General features: G+C 74.4%; 9 protein-coding genes. 4 read left to right on the forward strand and 5 right to left on the reverse strand.

What is annotated here, in order from left to right; genetic code table 11:
* Positions 1-314: 314 nt before the first annotated feature.
* The gene (locus D1J60_RS06545) at positions 315-2012 is read right to left on the reverse strand and encodes an NAD(P)/FAD-dependent oxidoreductase (protein ID WP_125605716.1); all 1698 of its coding nucleotides are present in this window, start codon (positions 2010-2012) and stop codon (positions 315-317) included.
* Positions 2013-2073: 61 nt separating this feature from the next.
* Positions 2074-2874: a carbon-nitrogen hydrolase family protein gene (locus D1J60_RS06550; protein WP_125820480.1), complete on the reverse strand. Its 801-nt coding sequence runs from the start codon at positions 2872-2874 to the stop codon at positions 2074-2076.
* Positions 2875-3152: 278 nt separating this feature from the next.
* On the opposite strand from D1J60_RS06550, the gene D1J60_RS06555 reads away from it, so the two are divergent.
* The gene (locus D1J60_RS06555; protein WP_125820481.1) at positions 3153-3848 is read left to right on the forward strand and encodes a GNAT family N-acetyltransferase; all 696 of its coding nucleotides are present in this window, start codon (positions 3153-3155) and stop codon (positions 3846-3848) included.
* A gap of 227 nt (positions 3849-4075) precedes the next feature.
* Complete coding sequence (locus tag D1J60_RS06560) at positions 4076-4369, forward strand: WhiB family transcriptional regulator (RefSeq protein WP_125820482.1); 294 nt, start codon at positions 4076-4078, stop codon at positions 4367-4369.
* Here the strand turns inward: D1J60_RS06560 and D1J60_RS37170 are convergent, their stop codons facing one another.
* The 3 genes from D1J60_RS37170 to D1J60_RS06575 form a co-directional block, all read right to left on the reverse strand.
* Positions 4370-8968 (reverse strand): hypothetical protein, encoded by a 4599-nt coding sequence (locus tag D1J60_RS37170; RefSeq protein WP_164720852.1) that lies wholly within the window; start codon positions 8966-8968, stop codon positions 4370-4372.
* A gap of 98 nt (positions 8969-9066) precedes the next feature.
* Entirely contained in the window at positions 9067-9522 is a 456-nt protein-coding gene (locus tag D1J60_RS06570; RefSeq protein WP_007262967.1) for an Lrp/AsnC family transcriptional regulator, read from the reverse strand.
* A gap of 10 nt (positions 9523-9532) precedes the next feature.
* Positions 9533-11005 carry an amino acid permease gene (locus D1J60_RS06575; protein WP_125820483.1) on the reverse strand — a complete coding sequence of 491 codons (1473 nt, stop codon included), beginning with the start codon at positions 11003-11005 and terminating at the stop codon, positions 9533-9535.
* A gap of 559 nt (positions 11006-11564) precedes the next feature.
* Between D1J60_RS06575 and D1J60_RS06580 the strand changes: the two genes are divergently transcribed.
* Complete coding sequence (locus D1J60_RS06580) at positions 11565-12584, forward strand: GDSL-type esterase/lipase family protein (protein WP_206436491.1); 1020 nt, start codon at positions 11565-11567, stop codon at positions 12582-12584.
* A gap of 139 nt (positions 12585-12723) precedes the next feature.
* Positions 12724-13665, forward strand: a complete 942-nt coding sequence (locus D1J60_RS06585) for an SCO0930 family lipoprotein (protein WP_125820484.1) — start codon at positions 12724-12726, stop codon at positions 13663-13665.
* Positions 13666-13740: the final 75 nt, after the last annotated feature.

Consider the following 13740-nt stretch of genomic DNA (forward strand, 5'->3'; position numbering starts at 1 on the left):
TCCCCCAGCTACCGCTGGGAGGTGCCCCCAGGCGGGGCTGAGATGTGCTGCGCACGTCCAGCCCGCGCGGCGTTTGAGCGTACCGGGCGCGGAGCGCCCGGTATCGGGGTCAGGGGCGCAGCCCCTGGGAACGGTGGAAGGGCGGGTAGGGGACCTCGCCCCGCGCAGCGGACAACCACCCGCACCCAACCCCACCACCCCGGCCCAAACGAAACCGGCCCCGCCCCGCACACACCGGACGGAGTCCGGTGCAGCGGCGCGAAGCCGGTAAGGCGCCCTGGCGCCGCACCGCGCGAGCGGTGCGTCGGGAAGGGCTAGTCCTCGGGGAGTTCGACCGGGGCGATCTCGTCGAAGACGTCGCCCGGGCCCGGGTTCGCGGCGTCCGTGGACCCGCCGAGGTGGTGCATGACACCCCAGACGGCGTTCAGCGCGGTCTGCACCGCGCCCTCGGCCCAGCCGGCCGTCCAGGAGATGTCGTCGCCCGCGAGGAAGATGCCGCGCTTGTCCTCGGGGAGGCGGTCCTGCATGAAGTGGGTGTACAGGCGCCGCTGGTAGCGGTAGTGGCCCGGCAGGTTGGCCTTGAACGCGCCCATGAAGTAGGGCTCGTTCTCCCAGGACACGGTCACCGGGTTGCCGATGATGTGGCGGCGGATGTCGACCTTGGGGTAGATCTCGCCGAGGGACTTCAGCATGACCTCCATCCGCTCGTTCGCGGACAGCGGCAGCCACTTGAGGCTGTCGTCGCACCAGGTGTACGACAGGCAGATCACGGCCGGCTGGTCCGGGCCGTTGTCCAGCAGGTACGTGCCGCGGGTCATGCGGTCCGTGAGGGTCATCGACATGACGTCGCGGCCCGTCTCCTCGTCCTTGTCGAGCCAGAAGGGGCGGTCGACGGGGATGAAGAGCTTGCTGGACTCCATGTAGTGGGTGCGCTCGATCGCCGTCCAGTGGTCGATCGGGAAGAGCGTGTCGTCGCACGCGATCTTCGACAGCAGCATCCACGACTGGGCCGTGAAGATCGCGGCGCGGTAGGTGCGGATGTCGCCCGACGCGTCGGTGACGGTGATGCGGTTGCCGGCCGTGCGGTGCAGGCGGGTGACCGCCGGGCGCGGGGTGCCGTCGTGCAGGGACGACAGGGACGTGCCCTGGGCCCAGTACAGGATCTTCTCGGGCTCGCGCTCCCACAGGCGCAGCGGCAGCTGCTGCGAGCCGCCGACGATGCCGCGGTGGTGGTCGTCCGCCTCGGTGTAGACGACGCGCAGGATCTCCAGGATGGAGTTCGGGAAGTCGGTGTCCCAGCCGCCGGTGCCGAAGCCGACCTGGCCGAAGATCTCGCGCTTGCGGAAGGACTTGAAGGCCTCGGACTTGCAGAGGAAGCCGTAGAAGGTCTCGTCGTCGAGCTTCTCGACGAGCTTCGCCCAGATCTCGCGGATGCGCGGGACGTCCCGCTCGCGCATCGCGGTGTTCATGTCGGAGAAGTCGGCGCCCTCGTCAAGGCAGGCGTTCCACGCGGCGGCGACGTCGCGGTAGACCTGCGGGAGGTCGGCGATGGTCTCGGCGTAGTGGGTCTCGCCCTTGAGGTCCACGACCGTCGAGGGGGTGGCCTCGGACAGCGGGTTCGGGAAGGGCTGGGTCTGCAGGCCCACGAGGTCGATGTAGTGCTGGAGCGCGGTGGAGGACGGCGGGAAGCGCATGGCGCCCATCTCCGCGGTCAGGCCCTCGGTGCCGGCGCCCTCGAAGCCGACGGTGCGCAGGCGGCCGCCGATCTGGTCGGCCTCGTACACGACGGGCTTGAGGCCCATCTTCATCAGCTCGTAGGCGGAGATGATGCCGGACAGGCCGCCGCCGATGACGGCGACCTCGGTGCCGTGCTCGGTCGCCGGTATCTGGCCCAGGCCCGCCGGGTGGGCGAGGAAGTCGTCGTAGGCGTACGGGAAGTCCGGCCCGAACATGGTGATCGGGGGCTGGCCGTCGCTGTGCGGAACGGCGGTGGTGGGCACCGTGGACGTCATGGGGGTACGTCTCCTTGCGGCAGAACGGGCGGGGCGGGAGGGCTGGGGGCGGAGCTGGGGCTCAGACGAGGGAGGCGTAGAGCCCGGGGCGGCGGTCGCGCAGGTACGGGTTGGTCTCGCGGGAGGCTTCCAGGAGCTCCGGGTCGACCTGGCCGAAGACCATCTCCTCGCCGCGGCCGGCCCGGGTGCGGGTGACCCCGTCGGGGCTGGCGAGGCAGCTGAGGCCGACGAACTCGAACTCGCCCTCGGGGCCGGTCCGGTTGACGTACGCGATGTACATCTGGTTCTCGAAGGCCCGTACGGGGACCAGCTGTTCGGCGACGAACTGGAAGGGGTGCATCTGCGCGGTCGGGACCAGGAGGAGGTCGGTCCCGGCGAGCGCGTGGGCCCGTACGTTCTCGGGGAACTCCACGTCGTAGCAGATCATGATGCCGACGCGGAGGCCGTTCAGGTCCGCCTGGACGACGGCCGTGTCGCCGGGGGTGAAGGCGTCCTGCTCGAAGCAGCCGAAGAGGTGGGTCTTGCGGTAGTTCGCCAGCCGGGCACCGTCGGGGCCGATCAGCTGCGCCGAGTTGTAGACGGTGTCGCCGTCCCGCTCCGGGTAGCCGTACAGGACGGCGATCCCGTGGCGGCGGGCGATGCCCGCGATGGCGTGGGCGGACTCGCCGTCGGCCGGTTCGGCGTACCCCGGCACTTCCTGGAGGTCCAGCGCGTAGCCGGTCAGGTACATCTCCGAGGTCACGAGGAGCCCGGCCCCGCCCTGTGCGGCGCGCGACGCGGCCTCGTCGAGCCGCTTCAGGTTCTCGGCGGTGTCGCCGAGCCGTCCGGAGCTCTGGAGGAGTGCGGTGCGCAGCGGGGGCATGGGCGTACCTCTGTGACAGGTGGGGTGGGGGTCGTAAAACGGTACGTTCGGGCGTTCGACCTGGACAAGCCGTGACCGTTGCGCTGGGCGCATCGATTCGTTGCGCGTTCCGGTGGATGTGCGGTGATTCGTTGCGCGGCGGGTTTCCGGTGGCCCCGGGGCCGGTGCGGGGGCCCGGGCGGGACCTGACATCCGGGGGAAAACCGGCTGCTCAGCCGGGTCCCGGGGGCTTACCCTGCGGCCGACCGGCACGGCACTCCGGAAGGATCCCGCACGACATGTCCGCCGAGAATCCCGTCTCACCGCTCGACAACCCGGTGTGGGCCTCCCTGAACGGCCCGCACCGTGCCTTCGCCGAGTACGCGGGCAGCGGCGCGGCCCGCTACCTGCGGTCCGCCACCCCCTTCGCCGCCCTCGCCGACCCGCGGGACCCGTCGGCCTGGGCGGACCTGGCGGCGCTGGCCGGCCCGGGGCAGGAGGTGTGGCTGACGGGCCTGCTGACGCCGCCGGCGGGCTGGGAGACGGTGGCCGTGATCCCCGGGGTCCAGCTGGACGGCCGGGCGGTGCGGGTCGAGCACGCGCCGGAGGCGGTCCGGCTCGGCCCGGCCGACGTGGAGGAGATGACGGCCCTGGTGGAGCTGACCGAGCCGGGCCCCTTCCTGCCCCGCACGGTCGAGCTGGGCACCTATCTGGGGATCCGGCACGAGGGCCGGCTCGTGGCGATGGCCGGGGAGCGGATGCGGCCGCCGGGCTGGAGCGAGATCAGCGCGGTGTGCACCCATCCGGACTTCCGCGGCCGGGGCCTGGCGGCCCGGCTCGTGCGGGCGGTGGCGGCGGCGATCCGGGACCGCGGCGACCTGCCCTTCCTGCACGCGGCGGCGGGCAACACGGGCGCGGTGCGGCTGTACGAGTCCATGGGCTTCACCCTGCGCCGGGAGCCGGTGTTCATCGGGGTGCGCTCCCCGAAGGAGTAGATGATCTTCCGTAACACGCTTTAACACGGGGTTCATTGAGTGCCGCCGGAGTTGCCCGTAGCGTCGGCGGTACGGGAGCGCGGGCGGCGGGAAGACGGCCGTGGCGATGAACACGCGGGCAGATCAGCGGTCGTCCGGACCGCCTCCGCGCTCCCGTTTTCCCGGCGGGCGGTTTCAGTGGGCTCCCAGCGGTCACACGCGGGGCGAGGCCACTGGAAGGAGCCGACATGACCGACCTCTCACACCTGCCCGGCGCCGCCCTCCACCACTGGCAGTGGCAGTCGCGGGCCGCCTGCCGCGCGCTCGGACCCGGCAGGTTCTTCCACCCCGCCGGTGAGCGAGGGGAGGAACGCGACGACCGGGACCGGGCGGCGAAGGAGGTCTGCGCCCGCTGCCCGGTCCGCGCGGCTTGCCTGGAGCACGCCCTGCGCACCCGTGAGCCCTTCGGTGTCTGGGGCGGGCTAACGGAGGAGGAGCGCCGCGCGCTCACCGGCCGTACGGCCCGCCCGCTGTCCGTGTGACTACCGCTGCCGCTCTGCCCAGGCGCGGGCGAAGAGCTCGTGCGGGGGCAGTGGTGCGAGCAGGCGCAGCAGCGGCGGGTGGAGGGTCGTGCCCGAGGCGGCTGCCAGGTGCGGGGCCAGTTTGGTGTGTTCCACCGGCAGGTGCGGGGCCTTGAGCTCCGTCCACGGCCCCGGGGTGAACAGGCTGCGTCCCGCGCGGGCCCGCTTGCCGCTCTCCACGGCGCCGGTGGCCGCCAGCTCCGCCTGGGCGGCCTTGTGCCGGGCCGCCGTCCAGCCGTTCCAGCGGCGGACGGCGCGGTCCGTCGGGCGGACCAGGGCCAGCAGCTGGAGGTACAGGGCGGCGGCGTCCGCGCCGACCCCCAGGACACCGGCGGCCTCGGCGACCAGCTCGGGGGCGCTCAGCGCCGGGTTCGCCTCGTAGCCGCCCTCGGGCACCGGCGTGTCCGCGGCGCGGGCGGCCAGCCGGGCGAGGCCGTCGAAGAGGTCCCGGTGCCCGCGCACGACGGTCAGCAGGTAGCCGCCCCGGACGCCGGCGGCGATCCGCTCGGCCCGCGCCAGCCGCCGCGGGTCGGCGAGGGCGGCGATCCGCAGGAAGGCGTCCCCGCTGGGCACGGCCACCACGAAGACCCCGTCGTCGAGGGCCGTGGAGGGGCCGGCGGCGCCCTCCCACAGCGGCTCGGGGCAGGGCAGTACGGGCCCCTCGTACGGGGTGAACGCCGGGTCGTCCTGCGCGATGCCGGCCAGCTCACCGAAGAAGCCGCTCAGGGGGACGAGCGCGCCCGGGCCGTCGAACCGGTCCCGCAGCCGCCCGTACAGGGCCAGGGCGCCCCGGGCCCCGGCGTCGCCGACGGGCCGTTCCGTGAGGGCCCAGGCGATCACGGAGGCGGCGGTGTGGTGGGCGGGTTCCCCGTGGATCCAGCTGCCGGCGGTGCCGTCGGGAGCGGCGTGGTGGAGGTCGATCCCGCCCCTGCGGTTGCCGACGAGTACGAGGCCCTCCGCCCCGGAGGGCGTCCCCTCGGGGGTCCGCCCGGCGGGCAGGGCCCGGGCCCAGGGCAGGGGCAGGCCCAGGTCGGCCTCCAGTGCGGCGGCCAGCTCCTCGTCCACGGGCTCCTCGGAGCCCAGCAGGCCGGTCCACACGGCCGCCATCCGCTCGGCGGCCCGGACGGTCCCGCCCGGCTGCCACAGCTCGGCCACGTCCTGCGGCAGGCCGGCGGCGAGGACGGCGCAGCGGCCCGCGTCGCCGAGTTTCCGGGAGAGCCCCCCGTACTCCTCGGCGAGGGACTTGTTGGCCCTGAACGGCGCGGCGGCCAGCAGCTTGAGGTGCTCGCCGTGGTCCTCGCGGGCCGGGAACCCGGCGAGGACCAGGGCCGCGACGGTCTCCCGGACCCCGGTCAGCCGGGCGAAGGCCTCGCGGGCGGCGGGTTCCGCGGGCAGCGGGCCCCGCTCGGCCAGCAGCTCCAGCAGCCGGGGCAGGCGTACGGAGTCCGCGTCCTCGACGGTGGTGGTCCGGCAGTCCTCGGCGCCTTCGGGGGCGGGGTCGGCGGCCCGCTGGAGGAACCAGGCCCGGCCGCCGCGGACGGCCCCGGAGGCCAGGGTGTGCCCGGCGGCGCGGAGGGCGGCGAGGGCCTCCTCCGCCGCCCGGCCGGTGCGCCAGGTGCCGCCGGCTTCGGCGAAGGGCTGCCCGCTCCAGGTGTCCAGCAGCGCGGCCAGGGCCGTCCGCTCCTCCTCGGGGGTGGTCGCGGCGGCGGCCCGCCAGGCGACGGCGCCGATCCGGCCGAGCAGCGGCTCCCAGGGCTCGGGGTCGGCGGGCCGGGCCAGCACGCGCGCCTCGTCGCCGATCTCGCCGCGCAGGTGGCGCCCGTCGGCGGCGACGGCGGTGAGCATGGCGGGCTGCCGGGTGGGCTCGGGGTCGTTGTAGTAACGGCGGCGGAGCGACAGCAGCGGGTGGAGGGCGGGGGCGAGCACGGAGTCGGGCACCTCGGTGCGCAGGGTGACGACCGGTGCGGCCCGCATCAGGGCGGTGCGGCGGGCGAGCGAGCGCAGCCGGCGCAGCACGTCGGCGGCGAGCCGGGCGGCCCGGTCGGCTCCGGCGGCGATGCGCGGTTCGAGGCCGCCGGGCAGGGCGGGGGCGGGGTCGCCGGCGAGGGCGGCGTCGAGGAGGGCGCGTACGGCGGTGTCGTCGAGGGTGCGCAGGGTCGTGGAGGAGGCCTCGCAGCGCGGGGTGAGGAAGTGCCAGTAGGCGGGCGGCGGTACGGGGCCCGCGGCTTCGCCGAAGCCGGGGGTGTGGCGCTCGTCGGAGCCGGGGAAGCCGGGCACCTGCCACAGGAGGGAGTTGTCCTCGGCGGCGTGGCAGCGGATGGACGCCTGGCCGGTGAGCACCCCGTCCTCGCCACCCTGGGGCATCCGGACCACGCCCCAGGGCCTGCGGCCCAGGCGGCGGCTGCGGTAGGAGGCGCGGCGGCCGTCGATGCCCTCCAGGACGAACGAGGTGGGCGAGGGGCCGGCGTAGGGGGTGTGGTTGAGGACGCGGAAGCCGACGAGCCGGCCGTCCTGGCCGAGCGGGGACGCGGGGGCGCCCTCGGGGAGGGCGGCGAGGGACTGGCAGGAGGCGGAGAAGCGCTGCGTGCCGGGCGGCAGTGCGGCGGCGGTGTGGAACTCCGGGGGCGTGGTGTCGGGGAGCACCTCGCCGGTCTCCGGGTGGACGCGGGTCAGGACCTGTCCGGTCCGCGGGCCGACGCCGCCGGAGCTCCAGTAGCGGCGGCCGTCGCTCATCTGGGCGTCGTAGGAGCCGATGCCCTCGCGGCCGCCGGGGCGCAGGACGGAGCCTCCCTCGTGGCGGCCGCCACCGTCGGGGGTCTGGAAGTGGTAGCCGAGGTCCCTGCTGCCGCCGTAGCCGCGCAGGCCGAGCTGCTGCTCGGGCTCGAAGACGTCCTCCGGGCGGTCGGCCCAGAACGCCCGGTCGCCGGAGGAGGCCTTGGGGGTGGTGCCGTAGGCGACCAGGAAGGCGCCGCCGACGTGGTGCACGGTGTGCGCGGTGGCTTCCCCGGGGAGCCGGAAGGTGCAGGAGGCGCGGGGGCCGGCGTGGTCGACGGTGACGGCGCGGTCGGGGCCGTAGACGGTCAGCAGGGGCCAGGTGCAGGTGACTCCGGTGACCGCGTCGGGGCCGCCGAGGGTGGCGACGGCCTCTTCCAGGGCGGGCCAGCCGTACTCCTCGGGGAGGCCTGCGCGCAGGGCGCGGGCGAGCGGGCCGGTGAGGTCCGGTGCGGCGAGGGCTTCGTCGATGCCGTCGAGGGCGCGGGCGGTGGGCCGGTCGAGGAGGGTGGCGAGCTCGTCGACGGCCTCGTCGGCCGCGGCCAGGCCGCCGCCGCGCAGGGCGGCGAGCAGGCCCTCGATCCGGCCGTGGACCTCGGCGGTGATGCCCGCGTTGTGCGGGAGGCGGGTGATGGCGGTGCCGGAGCCGCGCAGGCGGGCGTGGACGGTGCCCTCCAGGCGGGGGCCGAAGACCGGGTCGGCGGCCAGGGCCTTCAGGTCGCGGCGGGAGCGGGCGTCCCAGAACACCAGGCCGACGGCGGGGCCGGGGTCCTGGACGGCGATGCCCTCGGACAGGCAGGCGTCGAGGAGGTCGGCGTCCAGTCCCCGGTGGGTGTGGCGGTCCTCGTGCAGGCGCAGCGGGCTCTGGGCGGCGCGCAGCCGGGGGGCGAAGAGGGTGAGGAGCTCGAAGAGTTCGGCGGGCATGGGCTGGCGCATGAGGCCGCTGCCGCAGCGGCCGTGGGCGTAGCGGCCGGCGTAGCGGGAGAACCATTCGGTGAGGCCGCCCTGGGGGGCGATGCGCCCGGCCGCGGCGGCTTCGGCGACGCCGCAGCCGAGGAGCAGGCGCAGCCAGGAGGAGGCGTCGGTGCGGCTCTCGGGGAAGAGCTCGAGGAGCAGGGCCGCGGTCTCCTGCGCCGGGGGGTGGGCGGTGAGCGGCTTGGCGGCGGCGTCGAACAGCCGGTCGGGGACCTCCTTGCCCTTCGCGGCGCCGAGGACGAGGCCGAGGACGCGGGCCTCCTCGGCGGTGTCGAGGCCCGCGGCGCGCGCGGAGAGGCGGACGCGGCGGGCCAGGTCGGCGGGGAGTTCGCCGGGCGAGGCGGCCCAGGCGCGCAGGACGCGTACGTACTCCTCGTGGGCGGCGGCGGGCTCCAGGGCCTCGGCCAGCCAGGCCTGGTGGCCGCTGAGTTCGGTGGCGGGGAGGGCTCCGGCGCGGGCGAAGAGCAGGACGTTGGCCCGGTGCCAGTCGGGGTCGACGGGGAGGCGGTGGCCGCGTTCGGCCTTGCGGGCCAGGGTGTAGGCGCGGGCGGCGGAGCGCAGGTGCCAGGCGATGAGCTTGTGGCCGATGGTGTCCCAGAACCAGGGCAGGTGGGCGGGGTCCAGGTCCCGGACGCGCCGCTCCAGGCCGTCCACGTAGCGGCCGGGCTTCTCGTAGGCCAGGTGGATCGTGCCGAGGGCCTCGTCGAGCAGCGCGACGGCGGCCGGCGCGGAGCCGGGGTCGTGGGCGCGGGCCCAGTCGGTGTAGGCGGTCGAGAGGTGCGGGTCGGCCGGCGGCTGGATCTGGATCTTCATGCGCCCGATGGTGGCACGCGCCGCTGACAGCCCCGCGTCCCGTCCCCGGGTACGCCGACGCCCCCGCCGGACGGCCGGCGGGGGCGTGGGGGTGCCCGTTACGCGGGTGCTCCCGAGGTGAAGCGGCGCAGGAGCGGGCTGAGGACGAGTACGGACTTGGTCCGTTCGACGAAGGGTTCGCCCGCGATGCGCTCCAGGACGCGCTCGAAGTGCCTCATGTCGGAGGCGAAGACCTGGACGAGGGCGTCCGCGTCGCCGGTGACGGTCGACGCGGACACCACCTCGGGGTACCGCTCCAGCCCCCGCCGGATGTCGTCCGGAGAGGTGTTGTGGCGGCAGTAGATCTCGATGAAGCCCTCGGTCTCCCAGCCCATGGCGGCCGGGTCGACGCGGACGGTGAAGCCGGTGATGGCACCTTCGGCCCGCAGCCGGTCCACGCGCCGCTTGACGGCGGGGGCCGAGAGCCCGACCTCGGAGCCGATGTCCGCGTAGGAGCGGCGGGCATCCTCGGCGAGGGCGTGCACGATGCGTTCGTCGAGATCGTTCAGTCGCACTGCGGGTGGATCACTTCTCTGCTGTGGCCACCTCAGCTTCGGTGGCCAGTCGGGAGCGGCGGACGCCGTACAGGAAGTAGAACACGAGGCCCACGATCATCCAGCCACCGAAGACCATCCACGTGGCCATATCGAGGCTGAACATCATGTAGCCGCAGGCGAGGACACCCAGGATGGGGGTGACGGGGAAGAGCGCCACCTTGAAGGTGCGCGGCATGTCGGGGCGGGTCCGGCGCAGGATGACGACGGCGACGTTGACCAGGCCGAAGGCGAAGAGGGTGCCGATGCTGGTGGCGTCGGCGAGCTTGCCCAGCGGGATGAAGGCGGCGAGGACGCCGCAGAACAGGGAGACGATCACCACGTTGGCGCGGGGGGCGCCGGTCTTCTCGTCGACCTTGGCGAAGACCTTGGGGACGAGGCCGTCGCGGGACATCGCGAAGAGGATGCGGGTCTGGCCGTAGAGGACGGCGAAGACGACGGAGAAGATCGCGACGATGGCACCGCCGGCGAGGACGACGCCCCAGACGCTGGTGCCGGTGACGTCGGTCATGATCTGGGCGAGCGCGGCCTCGGTGCCCTCGAAGTCCTGCCACGGCATGGCGCCGACGGCGACGAAGGCGACGAGGACGTAGAGGACGGTGACGATGGCCAGCGAGAGCATGATCGCCCGCGGCAGGTCCTTCTTGGGGTTCTTGGCTTCCTCACCGGCGGTGGAGGCGGCGTCGAAGCCGATGTAGGAGAAGAAGAGGGTGGAGGCGGCGGCGCTGATGCCGGTGACGCCGAGCGGGGCGAGGGGGGTGTAGTTGCCCGCCTTGATGCCCATGATGCCGATGCCGATGAAGAGCAGCAGGGTGACGATCTTCACCGCGACCATGATCGAGTTGACCGTGGCGCTCTCCTTGGCGCCGCGCATCAGGAAGACCATCGAGAGCAGGACGACGACCAGGGCCGGCAGGTTGATGAAGCCGCCCTCACCCAGCGGTGCGGAGACCGCTTCGGGGATGGTGACGCCGATGGTCCCGTCGAGGAACTCGTTGAGGTACTGGCCCCAGCCGACGGCGACGGCCGCGACGGAGACGGCGTACTCCAGGACCAGGCACCAGCCGCAGATCCAGGCTATGAGCTCGCCCATGGTGGCGTAGGCGTACGAGTACGAGGAGCCGGAGACCGGGACGGAGCCGGCCAGCTCGGCGTAGGAGAGGGCCGAGAACAGGGCGGTCAGGCCCGCGATGACGAAGGAGATCGTCACGGCGGGGCCGGCCTTGGGGGCGGCGGTGCCGAGGACGACGAAGATGCCGGTGCCCAGGGTGGCGCCGATGCTGATCATGGTCAGCTGCCACATGGTGAGCGAGCGGCGCAGCGTGCCGCCCTCGCCCTGGCCGCCCTCGGAGACGAGCCGCTCGACCGGCTTGCGCCGCATGAGCGGGTTCACGGGCTTGCGCGTCTCCGGGGAGAGCGTGGGTGCCTGGCCCTGATCGAGCACGGGGGGACTCCTTTGACACTGCGGATGGGGACGGTTCGGGCGTCGACCGCAGCGGTCCGGAGCAGTTGTCAGACAGGAGTGAGCCCGTCTGGGCATGAGGGGACCGCCGAGCAGGCGGTCCGCGCCACTCCACGTACAGGGGGTGAGCCTACGAGCAGAGTGATACCGCCCGTAATGCACCATCCTTGCACATTGGCGGACGATCGTTGCGCGGATCCGCCCGGCATGGTCGTTTGTTGCGCACGGATGATCGATCGCTGCACAGGGCCCCGCCGCGGGGGGTTCCCGGCCGCGCCACCCTGGCCGCTCAGTGGTGCGGTCCGCCACGGTCGAACCGGGCCCGCGCGGGGTACGGGTGAACGCAGTGGCCCGGGGGGGTGGACCCCGCGGCCGCCGCACCGCTCGGGCCGGGGGGAAGGAGCGCGACGCCGCCGACGCACCGCCGGGCCGGGTCGCCGAGACCGCCGACACCACGCCCGCCCCGCCCTCCCGCCCCGCCGCCGGCCTCGTACGTGAGGGGCCGGCGCGACGTTCCCGTACCCGACGATCGGAGACCGGATTGAGACCACCACTGGGCCCCGACGGCAGCTGGCAGGACCCCGGGCCCTTCCTGCGCGGGGTCGCCTGGCTGGACCGGGGCCGCCCGGTGCGCGCCGACCCGGACGACACCATGCGCCTGCCCTGGGACACCGGCGAGCGGGCCACCCTCCCCATCGGGGTGCGGCTGGAGTTCACCACGCGCACGGCGCACGCGGTGGAGATCCGCTACCGGGCCGCCGTGCCCGGCCCCACCGACGCGCTGCGCGACCTCTCGCACGGCTTCGCCCTGTGGAACCGGCACGGGCTGCTCACCGAGGTCTTCACCGAGCCCGCCGCGGAGTCCGTCGTACGCCTGGACCTGCCGGAGCAGCGGCAGGGCCCGTTCACCCTGCACCCGCCCGAGGGCCAGTCCCCCCTGATCCTGGGGCTGCGCGGCATCGGCGGCGACCTCGCCCCCGCCCCCGGGGCCCCCCGCTGGGTGGTGCACGGCGACTCCATCACCGAGGGCTGGTGGTCCACGCGGCCCGCCCACGGCTGGCCCGCCGTCGCCGGCCGCGCGCTGGGCTTCGACACCGTCAACCTCGGCTACGCCGGCGCCGCGCGCGGCGAACTCGCCACCGCCGAGCAGCTCGCGGCGCTCCCCGCCGACGTCCTCACCCTCGCCTTCGGCACCAACTGCTGGTCCCGCGTCCCCTTCACGGCCCCGCTGCTGTACGAGACCACCCGCGTGTTCCTCGACCTGGTCCGCCAGGGCCACCCCCGCACCCCCCTGCTGCTCCTGTCCCCCGTGCTGCGCCCCGACGCCGAGCGCACCCCCAACCGCCTGGGCGCCACCCTGGGCGCGCTGCGGGACGCGATGGAGCGGGCCGTCCGGGACCGGATCGCCGCCGGGGACGGCCGGCTGGCCCTGCTGCCGGGCCGGGACGTGCTCGGACCCGAACACCTCGCCGACGGGCTGCACCCCAACGACGCCGGACACCAGGTCCTCGGCCTCGCTGTGGTCACGGCCCTGAGGCGGGCCGGGTTCGACGGCGGGTGAGTGAGACAGGCCATACCGCTCCCGCTGAACAGGGCGCCCCCGCGGTGCCGTGTCCCCCACAAGCAGCCGGGTCCCCGGGCCGCGCACGACGCGGCGGACCGGAGCCGGACCCGGCGGACACACAGTGGGAGAGAACACCATGGGCATCAAGCGCGGAACCACCCTGGCCGCCGTAGCGGTCGTCGTCACCCTGGCGGCGACCGCCTGCGGGACGAACGTCAAGGGCGGCGCGACCGGTCCGGCCGGGGCCGCGTCCGCCCAGGCTCCCGCCGCCGACCCCTACGCCGACGGGCAGCAGCCCGCACAGCAGGCCGGTGCCGCGAAGCCCGCCGGACAGCTGGCGATCGCGGCCACCGACCAGCTCGGGTCGGTGCTCACCGACAGCGCCGGCTTCACCCTGTACCGCTTCGACAAGGACACCGCCAAGCCGCCGGCCTCCAACTGCGACGGGGACTGCGCCAAGGCCTGGCCGGTGGTCGCGGCGGGCGAGGTCACGGCAGCCGCCGGCATGGACCCCGCCCTGCTGGGCGAGGTGGTCCGCAAGGACGGCGGCAAGCAGCTGACGGTGGCCGGCTGGCCCGTGTACCGCTTCGCCAAGGACACCAAGGCGGGCGACCTGAACGGGCAGGGCGTCGGCGGCACCTGGTTCGCCTTCGCCCCCGACGGCAAGAAGGCCGCGAAGGCGGCGGCCTCCCCCGCCCCCGCCGGCGCCGGACAGGCCTCGGGCGCGCTGACGGTGGCCAAGGACCCCAAGCTGGGCGACCACATCGTCGACGGCAACGGCATGACGGTCTACCGCTTCAAGCCCGACACCGCCTGGCCCATGGTCTCCAAGTGCACCGGCGACTGCCTGGCCAAGTGGCCGGTGGTGCCGCCGGTGGACAAGGCGAACGCCAAGGGGATCATCGAGAAGAACTACCTGGTCCTGGACCGCCCCGACGGCAAGAAGCAGCAGACGGTGAACTGCTGGCCGGTCTACACCTTCACCGGTGACAAGAAGGCCGGCGACACCAACGGCCAGGGCGTCGGCGGCACCTGGTACGCCGTCGCCCCCGACGGCGGGCTCATCACCGCCCAGTGACCCCCACCCCAAGTCGCGCGGCCCCCGCCCCCTCCCCCCGGCGGGGGCCGCGCACCGTTTGCCGCGGCGGACGCC

The sequence above is a fragment of the Streptomyces sp. W1SF4 genome, assembly GCF_003950035.1.
GTDB classification, from domain to species: domain Bacteria; phylum Actinomycetota; class Actinomycetes; order Streptomycetales; family Streptomycetaceae; genus Streptomyces; species Streptomyces racemochromogenes.